This is a genomic window from Roseobacter sp., assembly GCF_045106495.1.
Classification (GTDB): domain Bacteria; phylum Pseudomonadota; class Alphaproteobacteria; order Rhodobacterales; family Rhodobacteraceae; genus Roseobacter.
In genome coordinates this window covers 330539-349196 of record NZ_JBGCEQ010000003.1, presented here as the reverse complement: position 1 = coordinate 349196, position 18658 = coordinate 330539, and the positions used below count along the sequence as shown (strand labels likewise).

General features: G+C 54.5%; 22 protein-coding genes. 15 read left to right on the top strand and 7 right to left on the bottom strand.

Annotated elements, in window-relative coordinates:
- Positions 1-4 precede the first annotated feature (4 nt).
- The 3 genes from AB8B75_RS03590 (at position 5) to AB8B75_RS03580 (ending at position 2619) form a co-directional block, all read left to right on the top strand.
- Complete coding sequence (locus tag AB8B75_RS03590) at positions 5-1234, top strand: class I SAM-dependent RNA methyltransferase (protein ID WP_405359893.1); 1230 nt, start codon at positions 5-7, stop codon at positions 1232-1234.
- 17 nt (positions 1235-1251) lie between these two features.
- Positions 1252-2031, top strand: coding sequence for an ion transporter (locus tag AB8B75_RS03585; RefSeq protein WP_405359891.1), 780 nt, complete (start codon positions 1252-1254; stop codon positions 2029-2031).
- 87 nt (positions 2032-2118) lie between these two features.
- Positions 2119-2619, top strand: coding sequence for a murein L,D-transpeptidase family protein (locus tag AB8B75_RS03580; RefSeq protein ID WP_405359889.1), 501 nt, complete (start codon positions 2119-2121; stop codon positions 2617-2619).
- Here AB8B75_RS03580 and AB8B75_RS03575 read toward each other — a convergent pair.
- Positions 2616-3140: a CAP domain-containing protein gene (locus AB8B75_RS03575; protein WP_405359887.1), complete on the bottom strand. Its 525-nt coding sequence runs from the start codon at positions 3138-3140 to the stop codon at positions 2616-2618. The two genes, AB8B75_RS03580 and AB8B75_RS03575, sit on opposite strands and share 4 nt — an antisense overlap.
- A gap of 167 nt (positions 3141-3307) precedes the next feature.
- Between AB8B75_RS03575 and AB8B75_RS03570 the strand changes: the two genes are divergently transcribed.
- Both AB8B75_RS03570 and AB8B75_RS03565 read left to right on the top strand, forming a co-directional pair.
- Positions 3308-3919: a L,D-transpeptidase gene (locus tag AB8B75_RS03570; RefSeq protein ID WP_405359886.1), complete on the top strand. Its 612-nt coding sequence runs from the start codon at positions 3308-3310 to the stop codon at positions 3917-3919.
- 140 nt (positions 3920-4059) lie between these two features.
- Positions 4060-4236 carry a hypothetical protein gene (locus tag AB8B75_RS03565; protein ID WP_405359884.1) on the top strand — a complete coding sequence of 59 codons (177 nt, stop codon included), beginning with the start codon at positions 4060-4062 and terminating at the stop codon, positions 4234-4236.
- Between the two features lie 73 nt (positions 4237-4309).
- On the opposite strand, the gene hemH is transcribed toward AB8B75_RS03565, so the two are convergent.
- On the bottom strand, positions 4310-5380 hold the full coding sequence (hemH, locus tag AB8B75_RS03560) for a ferrochelatase (RefSeq protein ID WP_405359882.1): 1071 nt from the start codon (positions 5378-5380) through the stop codon (positions 4310-4312).
- A gap of 54 nt (positions 5381-5434) precedes the next feature.
- On the bottom strand, positions 5435-6247 hold the full coding sequence (locus AB8B75_RS03555; RefSeq protein ID WP_405359880.1) for a methyltransferase domain-containing protein: 813 nt from the start codon (positions 6245-6247) through the stop codon (positions 5435-5437).
- A 24-nt stretch (positions 6248-6271) separates the two neighbouring features.
- Here AB8B75_RS03555 and AB8B75_RS03550 point away from each other — a divergent pair, with 24 nt between their 5' ends.
- From AB8B75_RS03550 to AB8B75_RS03535, 4 genes are read left to right on the top strand one after another with little or no spacing between them, the layout of a single operon-like run.
- Positions 6272-6994 (top strand): ComF family protein, encoded by a 723-nt coding sequence (locus AB8B75_RS03550; protein WP_405359879.1) that lies wholly within the window; start codon positions 6272-6274, stop codon positions 6992-6994.
- Between the two features lie 41 nt (positions 6995-7035).
- The gene (grxC, locus tag AB8B75_RS03545) at positions 7036-7293 is read left to right on the top strand and encodes a glutaredoxin 3 (RefSeq protein WP_405359878.1); all 258 of its coding nucleotides are present in this window, start codon (positions 7036-7038) and stop codon (positions 7291-7293) included.
- Positions 7293-8126, top strand: a complete 834-nt coding sequence (locus tag AB8B75_RS03540) for a carbon-nitrogen hydrolase family protein (protein ID WP_405359876.1) — start codon at positions 7293-7295, stop codon at positions 8124-8126. Before grxC ends, AB8B75_RS03540 begins: the two co-directional genes overlap by 1 nt.
- The gene (locus tag AB8B75_RS03535; protein ID WP_405359874.1) at positions 8123-8566 is read left to right on the top strand and encodes a MarR family winged helix-turn-helix transcriptional regulator; all 444 of its coding nucleotides are present in this window, start codon (positions 8123-8125) and stop codon (positions 8564-8566) included. Before AB8B75_RS03540 ends, AB8B75_RS03535 begins: the two co-directional genes overlap by 4 nt.
- On the opposite strand, the gene ubiG is transcribed toward AB8B75_RS03535, so the two are convergent.
- Positions 8563-9309 (bottom strand): bifunctional 2-polyprenyl-6-hydroxyphenol methylase/3-demethylubiquinol 3-O-methyltransferase UbiG, encoded by a 747-nt coding sequence (gene ubiG, locus AB8B75_RS03530; protein ID WP_405359873.1) that lies wholly within the window; start codon positions 9307-9309, stop codon positions 8563-8565. The genes AB8B75_RS03535 and ubiG overlap by 4 nt on opposite strands.
- 48 nt (positions 9310-9357) lie before the next feature.
- Between ubiG and pip the strand changes: the two genes are divergently transcribed.
- From pip to infB, 6 genes are all read left to right on the top strand, one after another.
- Positions 9358-10329, top strand: a complete 972-nt coding sequence (pip, locus tag AB8B75_RS03525; protein ID WP_405359872.1) for a prolyl aminopeptidase — start codon at positions 9358-9360, stop codon at positions 10327-10329.
- Positions 10326-11222: an ABC transporter substrate-binding protein gene (locus tag AB8B75_RS03520; RefSeq protein WP_405359870.1), complete on the top strand. Its 897-nt coding sequence runs from the start codon at positions 10326-10328 to the stop codon at positions 11220-11222. Before pip ends, AB8B75_RS03520 begins: the two co-directional genes overlap by 4 nt.
- Positions 11223-11355: 133 nt before the next feature.
- Positions 11356-11946, top strand: a complete 591-nt coding sequence (gene rimP, locus AB8B75_RS03515) for a ribosome maturation factor RimP (RefSeq protein WP_405359869.1) — start codon at positions 11356-11358, stop codon at positions 11944-11946.
- The gene (gene nusA / locus AB8B75_RS03510; RefSeq protein WP_405359867.1) at positions 11947-13563 is read left to right on the top strand and encodes a transcription termination factor NusA; all 1617 of its coding nucleotides are present in this window, start codon (positions 11947-11949) and stop codon (positions 13561-13563) included.
- A 22-nt stretch (positions 13564-13585) separates the two neighbouring features.
- On the top strand, positions 13586-14206 hold the full coding sequence (locus AB8B75_RS03505) for an RNA-binding protein (protein WP_405359866.1): 621 nt from the start codon (positions 13586-13588) through the stop codon (positions 14204-14206).
- A gap of 9 nt (positions 14207-14215) precedes the next feature.
- The gene (infB, locus tag AB8B75_RS03500; RefSeq protein ID WP_405359865.1) at positions 14216-16693 is read left to right on the top strand and encodes a translation initiation factor IF-2; all 2478 of its coding nucleotides are present in this window, start codon (positions 14216-14218) and stop codon (positions 16691-16693) included.
- A gap of 71 nt (positions 16694-16764) precedes the next feature.
- On the opposite strand, the gene AB8B75_RS03495 is transcribed toward infB, so the two are convergent.
- The 3 genes from AB8B75_RS03495 to argJ form a co-directional block, all read right to left on the bottom strand.
- Positions 16765-16899 carry a hypothetical protein gene (locus AB8B75_RS03495; RefSeq protein WP_405359864.1) on the bottom strand — a complete coding sequence of 45 codons (135 nt, stop codon included), beginning with the start codon at positions 16897-16899 and terminating at the stop codon, positions 16765-16767.
- A 127-nt stretch (positions 16900-17026) separates the two neighbouring features.
- Positions 17027-17425, bottom strand: coding sequence for a (deoxy)nucleoside triphosphate pyrophosphohydrolase (locus AB8B75_RS03490; protein ID WP_405359863.1), 399 nt, complete (start codon positions 17423-17425; stop codon positions 17027-17029).
- A gap of 5 nt (positions 17426-17430) precedes the next feature.
- Entirely contained in the window at positions 17431-18657 is a 1227-nt protein-coding gene (gene argJ, locus AB8B75_RS03485; protein ID WP_405359862.1) for a bifunctional glutamate N-acetyltransferase/amino-acid acetyltransferase ArgJ, read from the bottom strand.
- Between the last annotated feature and the right edge of the window lies 1 nt (position 18658).

The following is an 18658-nucleotide window of genomic DNA, read 5'->3' as shown; positions in this document are numbered from 1 at the left end:
GCGCATGACAGAAATAACAATCAAACGCCTTGGCATGCAGGGCGACGGTGTCGCGGATGGGCCGATCTATGTGCCTGTAACTCTGCCGGGCGAAGTCGTTACTGGCACTCTGGATGGTACCGTGTTGCGCGATGCGAAAGTCCTTCAACCTTCAGAACGTCGCGTGACTGCGCCTTGCAAGCATTTCAAGTCCTGCGGTGGCTGCCAGTTGCAGCACGCCGATGATGACTTTGTTGCCGAGTGGAAGGTTGATGTGGTGCGCCATGCGTTGCAGGCACACGGATTGGAAACTGATTTCAAGCCGATCCAAACCTCGCCCCCGCTGTCGCGCCGACGCGCTGGTTTCGCGACGCGGCGCACGAAAAAGGGCGCAATGGCAGGATTTCACGGCCGCGCTTCGGACACGATTGTCGCGGTTCCCGATTGCAAGCTGGTCGATCCTGCGGTGTTGAAAGCCATCCCCGTGGCAGAGGCGCTTGCCGTCATTGGCGCAAGCCGCAAAACAGCGCTGTCAGTGATGGTGACCACGACCAAGGCAGGTTTGGATGTGGCGGTCACTCAGGGCAAGCCATTAGATGGTCCGCTGCAGCAACATCTCGCATCGGCCTGCGACCAACTTGGGCTTGCGCGTCTAACGTGGAATGGTGACGTCGTTGCCATGCGTACGCCGCCTGTTCATTCTATCGCTGGCGTATCAGTAGCACCACCGCCCGGGGCCTTCCTGCAAGCGACGTCCCACGGCGAAACAGCTCTGACGCAGGCTGTAATGGATATCGCCGGCGATGCAAAGCGGGTCATCGATCTCTTTGCCGGGTGCGGGACCTTCACCTTGCCGCTTGCATGCGGCGCGGAGGTGCATGCGGTGGAGGGGATGCCCAAAATGGTTGAGGCGTTGGACTATGCTTGGCGAAATGCACCGGGGCTGAAGACAGTGACCAACGAGGTTCGAGACCTCTTTCGCCGCCCTCTACAGCCTGATGAAATGGCCAAGGCCCAAGCACTCGTTCTCGATCCACCGCGCGCAGGAGCTGCGGCGCAGATTGCTGAGATAGCGAAGGCGAAACTTGCGCGTGTTGCCTATGTTTCGTGCAATCCGGTGTCCTTTGCGCGCGATGCTCTAACGCTGGTAAACGCGGGCTTTACACTTGACTGGATACAAGTCGTTGACCAATTCCGATGGTCAGCACATGTAGAGCTTGTTGCCAGCTTCACCGCGCCACAGGGCCGCGGGTAAAGGACGAGGAGATGCCGATGAACTTGCGCCAAAAACTGGATGTCTGGCTGGATCAGACCTGGGTGACGAACCTGGTCATGGCAGTGATCATTTTCAACGCAATCATTTTGGGCATGGAAACCTCGCCGGACCTGATGGCCCGCGCCGGTGGGGTCATCGTGGCGCTCGATACTGCATGTCTGGGTTTTTTTGTCGCTGAAATCCTGCTGAAAGTTTTTGCGCGCGGCGCGCGGTTTTTCAAAAGTGGCTGGAACCTCTTTGATCTGGCCATTGTTGGCGCAGCGCTTTTGCCGGGCTCGCAAACCATGTCCGTGCTGCGGGCTTTACGTATTTTACGTGTATTGCGTGTGATTTCTGTGGCACCGCGGTTGCGCCGCGTTGTTGAGGGATTAGTGACGGCGCTACCTGGCATGGCCAGCGTTTTCGTTTTGATGGCGATCATTTTCTACATCGGTGCTGTGATCGCGACCAAACTCTTTGCCCAGAGCTTTCCTGAATGGTTTGGTTCCTTGCCGATGAGCGGCTATACGTTGTTTCAAATCATGACGTTGGAGAGTTGGTCCATGGGAATTGTGCGCCCGGTCATGGAAGTCTACCCCTATGCATGGGCCTTTTTTGTGCCATTCATCATGATCACCACGTTTGCGGTTGTGAACCTGTTGGTAGGCCTCATCGTCAATTCGATGCAGGACGCGCATCAGGAAGAAGCAGGGGCTGTCACGGATGCCTATCGTGATGAGGTTTTGACGCGCTTGATCGCGATAGAGAAACGTTTGGAGGTGAATTCAAAGTCTTGACCTTTTTGTGATCTTGATTAACCACTCATCCATGGTACCTGTGCCAAAAGAGCAGAACGTCGAAAAGACAAACAGGACAGCAGCAAAATGCGTCGTAGAGATCTGATTTTATCATCCGCAGCTACAGTTGCGTTGGCCGGGTGTGCGGGAAATCCGAAACTCCGCAGGTATAATGGTCCGGAAGTGACCTTTCTGGTTGTAAACAAATCCGACCGCAGGCTGCATTTGTTGCATCACGACTCGCTGTTAAAAAGCTACGATATCAACCTTGGTTTTGCGCCAACCGGGCACAAACAGTTTGAGGGCGATGGCCGTACACCTGAAGGGGTTTACCGGATTGACCGCCGAAATCCGAATTCGAAATTCCATCTTTCACTCGGCATATCCTACCCCAATGTGAATGATGTCGCCGCCGCCAAAGCTTTGGGGAAGTCCGCGGGGGGCGATATTTTCATCCACGGACAGAAGAACCCGTTCAAGTCGGATTCCAAAGATTGGACTTGGGGCTGTATATCCGTCACCAACGAGGAAATGGAAGAGATCTACGCTATGGTGCAGACGGACACATTGATCGCATTGAACCCTTAAACTGGGCCTGCACTGACGCTCGGGTCACCGGTGATCAACGTCCACCAGATTTTACCATTTGATTCCTGAAACCAGGCAAACCCCATCTGTTTCGCATCGGGCGACAAGATCACCCTTCGCGTATCAGGTTGCTCCATCCAGGCGGCGAGCGTCTCAAGCTCCGATTCGTAGGTTTCGGAGATATTCTCGCCAACCAAGCTGCCTGCGTATCCAACGCGTTGAACGCGGTCGATGGGCGATGATCCATCAGAGCCAAAGTGCCAGGGCCTGTTTTGGACCGACATATCACGCGAATGTGTTGCCGCCGCAGCATTTAGGTTCGGGTCCATCTCCAATGCTGGCTGACCGGAGGCGCTACGCAATGCGTTGATGGCATCCAGCATACGGAATTGGACCTTGCCAGCGTCACCGCGACTGATTCGGTAGATTTTACCACCGCTGGCGCCATCGTTAATGCCTGAAGACGGCGCGCAGGCTGCCAAAACCAAGCCAAAAGCGAACAAAATCGATAACCAGCGCATTTTTTGACTCCTTATTCAGCAAGATCGCTCATATATCGACAAGCGTCGTTTTTCAAACGCACATGGGCCGCGCAGTGCGAGATGACAAGCGTTTGATTTGCGACTGCGACTTTCCCGCAATAGACTGAGGCAAATTATCTGAACGCCCGTATTCATGGAGGCACTTGATGTCCGACAAACGTTTCGAAATACCCAGCCGACGCTCCTTCCTGGCGGGTTCTGCGGCCATGCTCGCGACACCTGCGATTGCGCAAGACGCATCTTCGGTTAATTCGTCGGCCACAACTCAGGGCGAGCGAGATCTCAATGAAGTCGTGCCGCGTAACATATCAAGCTTTCGAAAACTGGATTGGCAGCCCTATTTTTCTAATCTGAAAAATGGGGCCATTTTGGTCGATATTGACAGTCGAGCTCTGCATTATTGGGCAGAGGATGAGAGTTTCTACAAACTATACCCGTCGAGTGTTCCGTTGACAGAAGAGTTGACACGTCGTGGGCGCACAAAAGTTACCCAAAAAGTGGAGGGCCCCAGTTGGCGTCCAACACCTTCCATGTTGAAACGTAATCCTGAATGGCCACCATTTATCGGTCCGGGGCCAGATAACCCGTTGGGAACTCATGCACTTTACCTGAGCTGGACGTATTACCGTATTCACGGGACGCACGATACCCGGAAAATCGGACGCCAATCTTCCAACGGTTGTATTGGTCTCTACAATGAACATATCTCGGAGCTCTTCGCCTTTTCGAAGGTCGGAACTCAAGTGTTGCTTATTTGACGACATCCGAATTCATCTGAGATTTGATTTTGGAATCCAGTTTGCAATGACCGAGGTATGATGCTTTACAAGGAGTTACGAGGTAAGTCTTGGGTGCGTGCCATCGCTATGCGGTGCACGCCGATTCTGGAGGTTATGATATGAAAAAACTCGTTCTGGCAGCTGCTCTGACAGCCGCAGCATCGACAGCTTATGCAGGTTCGCTTGCCGAGCCGGTCGTCGAAGCACCCGTAATTGTTGAAGAAGCAACAGGCTCGTCCACAGGCGCGCTTCTGCCAATCCTTCTTCTGGTTGTGGCTGCTGCAGCACTGTCGTAAGTTCGACAGCGATGCAAATACTCAAAAAGGCGGCGCAATGCGCCGCCTTTTTACGTTCTGAGGGACTGAATTTTCAGTCTTTCCAGCCTTTTAGGTTGTCATCAATGATATTGGCCAGCGCGTTGATGTGGAAATCATCATCGTTGAGGCAGGCGATATACATGAATTCTTCACCCCCGGCCTCTTCGAAGCTTTCTTTGATTTCCTCGTTGATTTCTTCGAGCGTTTCGATGCAGTCCGCAGAGAATGCAGGTGCGCAAACAGCGATGTTCTTCTTTCCGGCCTCGGCAAGCCTCGCAACTTCTTCGACAGTGTACGGTTGCAGCCACTCTTCGGGTCCGAATTTGGATTGGAAAGTCGTACAGATTTCCGTGTCGCCCCATCCCAACCGTTCCTTCAGAAGCCGCGTCGTTTTTTGACACTGACAATGGTAGGGATCGCCTTCCATTAAGTAGCGGATTGGCACACCGTGATAAGAACACACCAGAATATCTGGTTTCCGCTCAACCCGCGCATAAGCCCTCTCAATCGATTGCGCCAGCGCCTCGATATAGTCAGGGCGGTCGAAGTAAGGCTCGACCGTGCGTGTTACGGGTTGCCATTTTTCATAAGTTAGAGCCCGAAAAAATTCATCGTTTGCCGTTGCTGAAGTTGCCCCTGCATAGTGCGGATACAGCGGAAAAAACAGTATCTTACGGCAACCTGCCGCCGTCATTTCCGCCACCTTGGATCGTGTGGAAGGATTGCCGTACCGCATGCAGAAATCGACCATGACCTGATCGCCATTACGTTTTTGCATTTCAGCTTTGATTTTAACGGTCTGCGCCTTGGTGATCGTCATCAACGGGCTTTCGCCCTCGGCTTCGTTCCAAATGGACTTGTAGGCCGCTCCGCTCGAAAAGGGTCGTTTGGTCAGAATAATCAGTTGAAGCAACGGTTGCCAGATCCAGGGGCTGTAGTCGATGACTCTTCGGTCCGACAGGAACTCATTGAGGTAGCGCCGCATCGACCAATAGTCATAATTGTCTGGCGTGCCCAGATTGGCCAGCAAGATGCCTATTTTTGGCTTCGCGATTTCCGGATGATCGTCTTGGGCATGTATCGGTCGATCAGCCGTTTTCGCAGGGGCGCTGCTATCCAGCATTTGGTATTCCTTGTGAAGCAAACTGAGCCTGAGATAGACGGTTTTCAGCGGGCGTCAATCGGGCAAAGGCGTTTCTGGTACGACCAGCGCGTCTGCCAGTCTTTGTTTAGCTGACCCTGGTCGCAACGGTTTTTGCTGGCTTTCATCAGGCGCCCAACCGGTTAAGAACAGCACTTCAAAGGTTGCGGCAATCCGCGCGTCCGCCGTCGCAAAGTGATCCGAATAGAGTTCTGCGGCCTTATCAAAGACGCCTTTGGGTGTGAATTTGCGCTGGCGCGCCTGCAGCGCATTGCTTTCACCCATCGCCCGCAAGTCGCGCAGCAAATGCCACATGTCTTGGTATTCGACATTGAGGCAAAAGCTGTCCGCCACCGGCAAGGCAAGGCCCGCACGCTGCAGCAATGCGCCAAGGCCCCTAATTTCACCCATTGGAAGGATGCGTGGTGATAAGCCGCCTGTCCTGGCAATTTCGGACTGCCCAAGACAACTCCGCAATTCCTCCAGCGTCCGGCCACCCAGGCTCGCCGCCAGCAACAGACCGTCAGGTTTCAGCGCACGACGGCATTGAATCAACTGGCCAACGGGATCGTTTGCCCAGTGCAAACCCAAGGAGTGAACAACAAGGTCATGATTGCCCGCTGTCAGGTCCAGGGTGTCGTGGTCAGGACAAACTGTCGCATCTGGCATCCGTCTGGCCCAAACTTCTGGAAAAGGGGTAACGAAGGCGGGCTGTGTAAACGGCCTGTTAACCAAGCGCAGGCGATCTTGAATTTCATCCGCAGCGGCCTCTTGCAAAAAGAGTTCCGTCGCGCGAGCACGGTGCAGTCGCAGTGCATTTACATCAGTCAGTACATCAGGTGCGGTCATAGACCGGAGAATAGGGTGGTAGCAGTGAGTTTTCAAACGGCGGTATCGCTAATTTATCCGCCGCGTTGCCTGGGATGCGGTGGCAAGGTGATGAGCGACTTTGGATTGTGCGGCCCATGCTGGCGCGAGACGCTCTTTATCGGAGGGGCAATATGTGATTGCTGTGGAGCGCCTCTGCCCGGCAATGATGCCCGTGAAACACTAAAATGTGATGATTGCATGAAGACGCCACGTCCCTGGAAGAGCGGGCGTTCTGCCTTGGTTTACAAGGGCAATGGACGGCGCCTTGTGTTGGCCTTGAAACACGGTGACAGGCAGGAGATTGCGAAACCTGCCGCTTTGTGGATGGCTCAGGCAATTTCTGATTTTCCGCAACAAGACATGATCGTTGCGCCGATACCCTTGCATTGGACGCGAATGGTGAAACGGCGCTACAATCAATCAGCTCTTTTGGCGCAAGCCCTTGCCAAACATTCCGGTTTGCCGGTTTGCCCGGATCTATTGGTCCGTGACAAACGCACCAAACCACTGGAAGGAATGACCAAGGAAGTGCGGTTTTCATCCATCAAGGGCGCAATTTCAATTCATCCCAGGCGCAGGCACCGCTTGGTGGCGCGCCCCGTTTTACTCGTGGATGATGTGCTGACCTCGGGGGCCACGTTGGCGGCATCGGCGGATGCTTGTATTGCGGCAGGATCAGGACCGGTATACGTCGTGACACTGGCGCGCGCTGTCAAGGATACCTAAGTTGCGTTTCAAAGCCGTGTGCGTAAAGGAACGACCAAGAAATGCAAACTGTTGAAATCTATACATCGCCTCTCTGCGGATTTTGCCACGCGGCAAAACGCTTGCTGACACAAAAGGGTGTCGACTTCGCCGAAGTGGACGTGTGGGCCAACCCGGAACGCAAGCCTGAAATGATCAAGCGCGCCAGCGGTGGCCGTACTGTTCCGCAGATTTTTGTGGGAGAGACCCACGTCGGCGGTTGCGATGAGCTTTATGCGCTGGAGCGTGCGGGAAAACTCGACGGCCTGCTCGCGGCCTGATGAAAACCGCACTGCTGCAATTGAATGCCTCGGATGACCCGAGCGCAAACCTTGATAAGACCCTAACTTATTTTAACGAGGCGGCGTCCAAGGGCGCGCAATTCATTCTGACACCTGAAGTCACGAATTGCGTATCTACAAGTCGCAGACATCAAAGTGATGTGCTTCAGCATGAAGAGTCGGACATTACACTGGCTGCTTTGCGCGGTGCGGCAAAATCAAAGGGTGTTTGGTTACTTATTGGATCGTTGTGCCTGAAGACCAACAGTGAGGATGGGCGGTTTGCGAACCGGTCCTTCATGATTTCACCTGAGGGCGATATTGTTGCGCGCTATGACAAAATCCACATGTTCGATGTAGATGTGTCACCTGAAGAAAGATGGCGCGAATCGGATGGCTACCGACCAGGATCGCAAGCTGTTGTTGCGCAAACTTCTTTTGCGCCTGTGGGCATGACGGTCTGTTATGATGTACGCTTCCCGCACCTGCTTATGGCACTTGCCAATTCCGGTGCTGAGATTCTCACCGTACCTTCTGCATTTTCGCCGGTCACCGGCGCTGCGCATTGGCACATACTGATGCGCGCCCGCGCCATTGAAACCGGTTGCTTTGTACTTGCCCCCGCTCAGACCGGCGAGCACCAAAGCTCAAGCCATAAAACACGACGCACCTATGGTCACTCCCTGGTCATCACGCCTTGGGGTGAAATCCAAATGGATGCAGGGGATGCGCCGGGCGTTTACATGACCGACCTCGATATGGGAGAAGTGGCTAAAGCGCGGAAACGCGTGCCCAGCCTTGCGAACGCGCGACCTTTTGATGGACCGGAATGAACGAAGACCGAAATGCTCTGGCAATTGCGCTTTTTAGTGAAGTGCTCGCCGCGGATCAAATGGTCCGTGCACGTTTGACGCGCGTCTTACCTAAAGGTATGGAAATATCCCATTTTTCAGTTCTCAACCACCTTGCGCGTAATATGGACGAACGCACACCGGCGCAGCTCGCGGATACGTTCCACGTGACGCGTGGCGCGATGACCAACACATTGAGCAAGCTGGAATGGGCCGGATATGTTCACATTCGTCCGGACTGGGATGATGCACGACGCAAAATGGTGGCGATCAGTCCCGCGGGACGCCAAGCGCGGGATCAAGCCGTGGGATCGATTGCGCCGGTCATCAACCAAGTGGTTGCAAAGATGGGCGATGACAAAGCCCGAGCAGCGCTGCCCATTCTGCGTGAAATCCGCATCCAACTGAGCGAAAAGCCTTAGTTGGAATTTAAACTGGCCGTGACGTAGTTCACACTGAGGTCACGATCCGACAGCCGCCAAGACCACGTCAAGGGATTGAAAACAAATCCCTTTCGGTCCACCGGATCAAGGCCCGCCTCCTGCATCAGGGCGAAAAGCTCTTCGGGCGTAATGAATTTTGACCATTCATGCGTGCCTTTGGGCAGCCATCGCATCACGTGTTCTGCCCCGATAATCGCCATCATGTAAGACTTGGGGTTTCTGTTCAGTGTCGAGCATATATGCAGACCGCCGGGTTTCAGCAGCTGGCGGCAAGCAATCAGATAATCGATGGGGGAAGCGACGTGTTCGACGACCTCCATGTTCAAAACGGCGTCAAATTTCTCACCATTGGCCGCCATATCCTCGGCCGTGGTGTGACGGTAGTCGATGTCCAGCCCCGATTGCTCGGCATGGATACGAGCAACCGGGATGTTTCTCTCAGCGGCATCCGCGCCTACCACGTCTGCTCCAAGTCGCGCCATGGGTTCCGCCAGCAAGCCGCCGCCGCATCCGATATCGAGAATGCGCAGATCCTCGAAGGGATGAGGCGACTTGAGATCGCGGTCAAATTCGCCTGCAATCTGGCTGGTGATGTAGTCCAAACGGCAGGGGTTCAGCATGTGTAGGGGTTTGAATTTCCCGTTTTCATCCCACCATTCTGCGGCCATTGCCTCAAATTTGGCAATTTCCAATGGGTCAACAGTGCTTTGAGACGCTTGCATTCTGATCTCCATGTGCTCAAGTTCGTTTTCGTATTATATAGGCCAGTAATGGACAAGTTCTCGGACCAAAAGCGCGCAGTACAATATTTGTACCCGCCGATCGACCCTTTCGATCAGCGGATGCTCGACGTGGGCCAGGGCCATAAGATCTATGTAGAGCAATGCGGTAACCCCAACGGCATTCCGGTAGTTGTACTGCACGGCGGGCCGGGTGGGGGCTGCTCACCGGCCATGCGCCGTTACTTTGATCCTGAAATTTACAGGGTGATTCTGTTTGATCAGCGCGGATGTGGCCGCTCGCGGCCGCACGCAAGCGTGACACACAACACCACGTGGCACCTGGTGGCCGATATCGAAACCATTCGTCGCAATCTGGACATTGATCATTGGATTGCCTTTGGCGGCAGCTGGGGCGCCACGTTGGCGTTGATATATGCACAGGCGCATCCCGATCATGTGCGTCATCTCATTTTGCGCGGTGTCTTTTTGATGACTCAGGCGGAACTTGATTGGTTTTACGGGGGCGGTGCGGGAAAGTTCTGGCCCGAAGTGTGGCAACGCTTCACAGCACTGATCCCCGAGGACGAGCGTGGGGACATGATCGAAGCTTACCGGCAGCGTCTGTTCTCCGGAGACATTCCGAGCGAAACGCGTTTTGCCAAAGCCTGGTCTTCATGGGAAAATGCACTGGCGTCCATTCATTCGTCCGGTTCCACAGGCGAAAGTCCGGGTGAGTACGCCCGAGCCTTTGCGAGATTGGAAAATCACTATTTTTCGAATGCCGGGTTTCTTGAATTTGATGGTCAGATTTTAGCGCATGCGGGACGTATTGCACATATTCCAGGTGTCATTGTGCAGGGACGCTATGACATGATCTGCCCGCCGGAAGGTGCTTATGCCTTGTCGCAGGCCTGGGGCAATTGCGAGCTCAAAATGGTGCGGAACGCGGGGCATGCCCTTTCCGAACCCGGAATCAGTGCCGAGCTTGTGCGCACCATGGACCGGATTGGTGGCAAATGAAGACACCCCGACCACATATCGACCGACGCGCGCTTTTTGCGTCTGGTGCGGCGGCTGCATTGCTGGCGGCGACTGGGCTTTCGGCACAAACTGCGCCACAACGCGGCGGTGATCTCAGGATTGCGCTGTCAGGCGCTTTGCGGTCAGACAGTTTTGATGCGTGTGCATCTCAAGGCCTCTTCATGCAAGTTGCCATGGTGGGCTCTGCTTTTGAGACCCTCACAGAAGTGGCCGCAGATGGTACGCTCCGCGGTGAACTGGCGACAGCGTGGCAGGGTAGCGGAGATGCGCGGGAATGGATGTTCAACCTGCGCCAAGATGTGTCGTTTCATCACGGCAAACCCTTTGGCGCCGAGGACGTTGTCGCTTCTTTCGAGCTACATTCTGGCGGCGCCCTTGCCGATATCGCGCAGATCACCGTTCTGAGCACACATCGTATTCAGATCGTGCTCACTGTGCCAGATGCAGATTTCCCCTATCGTCTGAGTGGCCCTGAGATGGTGATTTATCCAGCCGGGGACATTGCTAAATCCATGGATGAGGGGATTGGCACGGGGCTATACCGTACGCGCCGATTCCTGCCGGGGCGGCAATTTGTTGGTGAGCGGATCGAAAACCACTACAAAGACGGGCAAGCAGGCTGGTTTGACAAAATCGAACTGGTGTCCTTGCCGGCTGATGCGATCCGGGCCGAAGCACTGCGAGATCAGTTTGTGGATGCTGTTGATCTAACACATGCGGCCGATTTGGGCGCGTTGGACGATTTCATACTGCTACCCGAAGAAAAGTTCATGACCTGCGCGGTTCGAAAAGAAATAGCGCTGCCTCGCGGCGTGGGGACGAGATGGCCAATGGACAATTTCCGCGCGGGTCAGCGGTGGTGGATGACCTGACACGATCGGGGGTTGCAGACTCCCTCGCTCCTGCGTATATCCATTGCAACAGCGGCACGTTCGGGTCCAAACCAAACGCTCCACCGAAACACGATACGGGCCGCGCGCCCGTTTTTTTGTGTCTGAAAGTACAATGACCAACGACCTGATTGCAAAAGCTGCCATTGATCGCCGCATGGCCGAGATCATCACACCGGTGATCGAGGATATGGGGTTCGAGTTGGTGCGCGTGCGCCTGATGTCTGCCAAGACGACAATCCTTCAGATCATGGTGGATAAGCCGGAGGGCGGGATTGAAGTGGATGATTGCGCCGAAGTCAGTCAGGCTGTCAGTGCAATTCTCGACGTTGAAGACCCTATACTGGACGAGTATACGCTCGAGGTGTCCAGCCCAGGCATTGATCGCCCCTTGACGCGACTCAAGGATTTCGAAGCGTTCGAAGGCTATGAGGCGAAAATTGAAACGGGCGATATGGTCGACGGTCGCCGCCGGTTCAAAGGCGAATTGGCGGGTGTTGAAGGCGACGAAGTGCTGATCAATGTGGCCGAGGGGACAATTGGCCTCAAGTTTGACTGGCTGTCTGATGCCAAGCTCATTCTGACCGATGACTTGATTAAAGAAATGTTGCGCCAACGCAAGGCGGCTGGTGTGATTGACGAAACAAAGTTTGACGAAATTTCCGATGAAGTCGTGTCGGGCGATTCCGCTGAGGGAGACCAATAAATGGCAATTACATCTGCAAACCAGCTTGAACTGCTGCAAACGGCCGAAGCCGTAGCGCGCGAAAAGATGATCGACCCCAATCTGGTGGTCGAGGCGATGGAAGAATCGCTAGCGCGGGCCGCGAAGTCTCGTTACGGCACTGAAATGGACATCCGTGTCGCCATCGACCGCAAGACAGGGCGCGCGACTTTCACCCGTGTTCGGACCGTTGTCGAAGAAGAAGATTTGGAAAACTATCAGGCTGAATTCACTGTAGAACAAGCCAAGCAGTACATGGCAAATCCTGAGGTGGGACAGGAATTCATCGAAGAGGTGCCGCCGGTTGAAATGGGCCGAATCGCTGCGCAATCTGCCAAGCAGGTGATTCTGCAAAAAGTGCGCGAAGCCGAGCGTGACCGCCAGTTCGAAGAGTTCAAGGACCGCGCCGGTACAATTATCAACGGTCTGGTCAAACGCGAAGAATACGGCAATGTCATCGTTGATGTTGGTGCGGGTGAAGCGATCCTGCGTCGCAATGAGAAAATCGGCCGCGAGTCATACCGCCCAAATGATCGCATTCGTGTCTACATCAAAGACGTGCGGCGCGAGCAGCGTGGCCCTCAGATTTTCCTGAGCCGCACAGCGCCGGAATTCATGGCTGAATTGTTCAAGATGGAAGTACCTGAGATTTACGACGGCATCATTGAGATCAAGGCAGTTGCACGTGATCCCGGCTCTCGCGCCAAGATCGCCGTCATTTCCTATGATGGGTCCATAGATCCGGTGGGCGCTTGTGTCGGGATGCGCGGATCCCGCGTGCAAGCGGTGGTGAACGAATTGCAGGGCGAAAAAATCGACATCATTCCCTGGAACGAAGATCAGCCCACGTTTCTGGTGAATGCGTTGCAGCCAGCGGAAGTGTCCAAAGTGGTTCTGGATGAAGAGGCTGGTAAAATTGAGGTTGTTGTGCCCGAAGAGCAGCTGAGCCTGGCAATTGGCCGCCGGGGTCAGAACGTGCGGTTGGCTTCTCAACTGACGGGTCTCGACATCGACATCATGACCGAAGAACAAGAAAGCGCACGTCGACAGGCAGAATTCGAACTGCGTACCAAACTCTTTGTGGACAATCTCGATCTGGACGAGTTCTTTGCACAACTACTGGTTGCAGAAGGTTTCTCGAACCTCGAAGAGGTCGCTTACGTCGAGATTGACGAACTGCTGGTAATTGACGGTGTGGACGAAGACACGGCCAAGGAATTACAGGCGCGTGCCCAGGATGTTCTGGAAGCCCAAAACAAAGCCGCATTGGAAAATGCGCGCGCTTTGGGAGTTGAAGACAGCCTGGTTGAATTTGAGGGTCTGACTCCCCAAATGATTGAAGCGCTTGCAAAGGATGACGTAAAAACGCTGGAAGATTTTGCAACTTGTGCGGATTGGGAGCTGGCGGGCGGTTGGACAACCACCGATGGCGAGCGAACCAAAGACGATGGCGTTTTGGAGCCCTTTGATCTGTCTTTGGAAGAGGCGCAGGCAATGATTATGACCGCGCGTGTTATGTTGGGCTGGGTGGACCCGGCTGATCTGGAGGCGGACGCTGAAGAAGACACGGCAGTGGAAGCGGAGGAAACCGAGGTCTGATCTCAGGCCTTGGGGTCAACCGATGGGTCGCGGTGGCGTTCCAAAAGACCGCAATGACGGTCCCGAACGCAAGTGCATTGCCACAGGTGAGGTGCACCCGAAATTTGGGTTGATCCGCTTTGTGGTTGGGCCGAATGGGCAAGTTTTCCCGGACATCATGGGAAAACTGCCCGGGCGGGGCATTTACGTTTCTGCAGACCGGGCAGCACTGGAAAAGGCTATCAGCAGAGGTCTTTTTGCGCGGGGTGCTAAACAGCCGGTTACGATTGCGGACGATCTGTTGGACGAGGTTGAGCGGTTGCTGGTGCGACGTCTGGTCGAGTTGATTTCGCTGCAGCGAAAGGCAGGCAAGGCCGTTGCGGGCTATGAAAAGGTCAAGAGCTGGCTTCAGTTGGAAGAAGCAGAGGTACTGATCCAAGCGCTTGATGGTTCCGGGCGTGGGAAATCGAAATTGAGTACGCCCCACTATGGGTCGTACATTGGCTGTTTGACAGCGGATGAATTGGGTTTGGCATTTGGGCGCCAAACTGTGATACATGGGGCGCTCGCCTCTGGTGGACTCACTCAACGTGTTGTAGAGGAAGCCCAGCGACTTGTAGGCGTGCGCGAAAACGAGGGTGGCAACGGCCACTCGAAAGGATAGACGAGCTTCATGAGCGATACTGACGGCAAAAAAACATTGGGTCTGCGCGGCGGCGGCGCGCGTCCGGGCAACGTAAAGCAAAGCTTTAGCCATGGGCGGACCAAAAACGTCGTGGTGGAAACCAAACGCAAGCGCGTTGTGGTGCCAAAACCTGGTACGGGTAAAACCGGAACGGGCGGTGCTTCCATTGGAGACCCTTCGAGACGGCCTGCGGGCATTTCCGACGCGGAGATGGAGCGGCGCTTGAAAGCGGTTCAAGCGGCAAAGGCGCGTGAAGTTGAAGAGGCCGCCGCACGCGAGGTTGAAGAAAAAAACCGCGCGGAAGAACGCGAGCGGCGCCGGGCGGAGATCGAAGAGAAAGAGCGTGTTGAGCGTGAGCGCGAGGAAAGTCTCAAGGCCAAAGCTGAAGAAGACGCACGCCGCAAGCAAGAAGCAGAAGCGGCCGCCAAAGCCGCTGCAGCACCTGCGGAAGAACCTGTTGTTGCGCGTCCAGTAAGCACAAAAGCGCCAGAAGCCGCGCCGCGCAAGCAGCAGGATCGTGATCGCGATCAGAACAACAAGCGCGGCAAAGGCAATGACGACAATCGCCGATCGGGCAAACTGACATTAAATCAGGCCTTGGCTGGTGGCGAAGGCGGTCGTCAACGGTCAATGGCCGCAATGAAGCGCAAGCAAGAACGTGCCCGTCAGAAAGCCATGGGTGGTTCCGTCGAGCGTGAAAAGGTAGTGCGCGAAGTGCAACTGCCTGAGGCAATCGTTGTTTCCGAACTTGCAAACCGCATGGCCGAACGTGTGGGCGAAGTCGTGAAGGCTCTGATGAACAACGGCATGATGCTCACGCAGAATGAAACGATCGATGCGGATACCGCAGAACTGATTATCGAGGAATTCGGGCATAAGGTGGTTCGGGTTTCTGATGCTGACGTTGAAGATGTGATCAAGGAAATCGAAGACGACGACAAAGATCTTGAGCCACGTCCGCCGGTCATCACCATCATGGGCCACGTGGATCACGGCAAAACATCGCTGCTCGATGCGATTCGAAATGCAAAGGTTGTTGCCGGTGAAGCAGGTGGAATCACGCAACACATTGGCGCGTATCAGGTGAAAACCGAGGGCGGTCAGGTACTGAGCTTCCTAGACACGCCAGGCCACGCAGCCTTCACATCAATGCGGTCACGCGGCGCACAAGTGACAGATATCGTTGTCTTGGTTGTTGCTGCCGACGACGCGGTCATGCCGCAGACCATTGAGGCAATCAACCATGCCAAAGCGGCACAGGTGCCAATGATCGTCGCGATCAACAAGATCGACCGCCCTGCGGCTGATCCGACCAAAGTGCGCACCGATCTGCTGCAACACGAAGTGATTGTTGAGCAAATGTCGGGTGAGGTTCAGGACGTTGAAGTTTCTGCCATCACCGGGCAGGGGCTGGATCAGCTTCTCGAAGCAATTGCGTTGCAAGCAGAGATACTGGAACTCAAGGCAAACCCAAATCGTGCCGCGCAAGGTGCGGTCATTGAGGCGCAGTTGGACGTAGGTCGCGGACCTGTTGCTACGGTTCTGGTCCAAAATGGTACCTTGCGCCAAGGCGATATCTTTGTTGTGGGAGAGCAATATGGGAAGGTGCGAGCGCTGATCAATGATCAGGGCGAGCGCGTCAAGGAAGCAGGCCCCTCGGTGCCAGTTGAGGTGCTGGGTCTCAATGGCACACCGGAAGCTGGTGACGTGTTGAACGTGACATCCACCGAAGCTCAGGCGCGTGAAATCGCGCTCTACCGTGCCAATGCCGCGAAAGACAAACGAGCAGCGGCGGGCGCTGCGACCACGCTCGAACAGCTGATGGCAAATGCGAAGGCAGATGAAAATGTCAGCGAGTTGCCAATCCTGGTCAAAGCGGACGTGCAGGGCTCGGCGGAGGCTATTGTTCAGGCGATGGAAAAGATCGGCAACGACGAAGTGCGCGTGCGGGTTCTGCATTCCGGTGTCGGTGCGATTACCGAAACCGATGTTGGGTTGGCGGAAGCCTCCGGCGCGCCGATCATGGGCTTCAACGTTCGGGCCAATGCTTCTGCGCGGAACACTGCCAACCAGAAGAGCGTAGAAATCCGGTACTACTCGGTGATTTACGATCTTGTAGATGATGTGAAAGCCGCAGCGTCAGGTCTGCTAAGTGCGGAAATCCGCGAGAACTTCATCGGCTACGCAACGATCAAAGAAGTCTTCAAGGTTACCGGCGTCGGAAAAGTTGCGGGCTGCCTCGTGACCGAAGGTGTCGCACGTCGATCTGCGGGTGTTCGATTGCTGCGTGACAATGTTGTGATACATGAAGGCACGCTGAAAACACTGAAACGCTTCAAGGATGAGGTGGCCGAAGTTCAGTCTGGTCAGGAATGCGGTATGGCGTTCGAAAACTATGACGACATACGTGCCGATGATGTGATTGAGATATTCGAACGCGAAGAGATTACGCGCACTCTCACTTGAGACATCAACGTGAACAAAAAAAGGGGCGGCTCTTGCGAGACCGTCCCTTTTTCTTTTGAGTGGGTAAGTGTTCAGGCGGCTTTGATTACCGGCGCGCCTGCATAGCTGGTATCATCTACCCTCACCACGATACGTCCATCTGGCAAAGCCCGAACGTATGTGCCTTGGATAGAAACAGCGCTCCCCAAAGTGATAGTCCGCAACATGCACTTCCTCCCCAGGATAATGACTTGCCTAAGAATTACCTAAGATTGCAAAGGTTGCCAAAAATTTAATTCAAAGTCCCTCAAATAGGCGAAAAATCGCGAATGTTGTTGACTTGCAACACATTCGTCAAAGCCAGTCGCGCAATATTGGGACAAGCGGTATATCCGCGGCAGGCATCGGATATGTTTTCATCGCATTGGGGCGGACCCATTTTAGTGTCTGGTTTTCTCGTGACATGGGCGTGCCGTGCCACTTTCGACAGGCAAACAGTGGCATCAATAGGTGAAAATGATCGTAACTGTGACTGGCGAAAGTCAGTGGCGCTAGACAGGACTCCCAGGTATTAATCCCAAGTTCTTCTTCAAGCTCCCGGATTAATGCAATCTCTGGCGTTTCGCCGTCTTCCACTTTGCCGCCTGGGAACTCCCACAGACCCGCCATCGATTTGCCTTCAGGGCGTTGCGCCAACAATACACGGCCATCAGGATCGACTAAAGCTACGGCGGAAACGAGAACGATTTTCATTTTTATCAAGACCGATAGTCGGCATTTATGTCTATGTAACCGTTCGTTAAGTCACATGTCCAAACGGTTGCTTGTCCGGTACCCAATCCAATGTCTACGCCGATAAACAACGTATCACCTTTCATATGGTGCGCAGCTTTGGCTTCATCATAAGTTGGACTGACCCACCCCATTTCTGCAACCACGACATCGCCAAATCGGATCGACAAAAGATCACGGTCCGCTGCTGCGCCGGACTTGCCAACCGCCATAACGACCCGACCCCAATTTGGGTCTTCTCCCGCAATTGCAGTTTTGACCAAAGGAGAATTGGCGATCGACAGGCCATGCGTTTTGGCATCTGCATCAGAGGCGGCTCCGGTGACTTCGATTTCGACGAATTTTGTCGCACCTTCACCGTCCCGTACAACCTGGTGGGCAAGGTCAAGCATCACTTGGTGTAGGCTGTCGGAAAAGGCGCGTTCGCCACTTACATCGATACCTGATTTACCAGTTGCGGCGACCAAAAGCGAATCCGATGTCGAAGTGTCGCTATCGACAGTGATGCAATTAAAGGTTGTGTCATTGTGTTCAGAAACCAAAGTCTGAAGGTCGGCTTGTGATATCTTCGCATCGGTAAAAATGTAGACCAGCATCGTCGCCATATCTGGTGCTATCATACCGGAGCCTTTGGCAATGCCCGCAATCGTCACATTGTTGCCATTGATGTCCGCTGTGGCACTTGCGCCTTTGGGGAAAGTATCCGTTGTCATGATTGCCCGCGCAGCGGACTCTATCGCATTTCTTTCCAATGAGGCCGCAAGCCTCTCAAGATGTGCGGTGATCCGTTCAAACGGGAGAGGTTCACCGATAACACCCGTCGATGACGAAAAAACGCGTGATTCCGGCAAATCGCAAGCCAGCGCTGTTGCCCTGGTAATAGCTTCCACAGCAGCTAAACCGTTCCGACCAGTGAAGGCATTGGAATTTCCTGAGTTGACCAGAATCGCAGCTCCGGCATCTGTCGTGCCACCCAATTTCGCCTGACAATCGAGCACAGGCGCGGATCGTGTCGCGGATTTGGTGAACACACCGGCAATGGCTGTACCGGGAGCCAGTTTTGCCAGCATGACATCGTCTCGATCCTGATACTTCACACCGGCGGCGACAGTTGCAAATTCAACACCCGCTACTTCTGGCAGATCTGGAAATGACACGGGTGCCAAAGGAGAAACAGCGATAGGAGCGCTCATT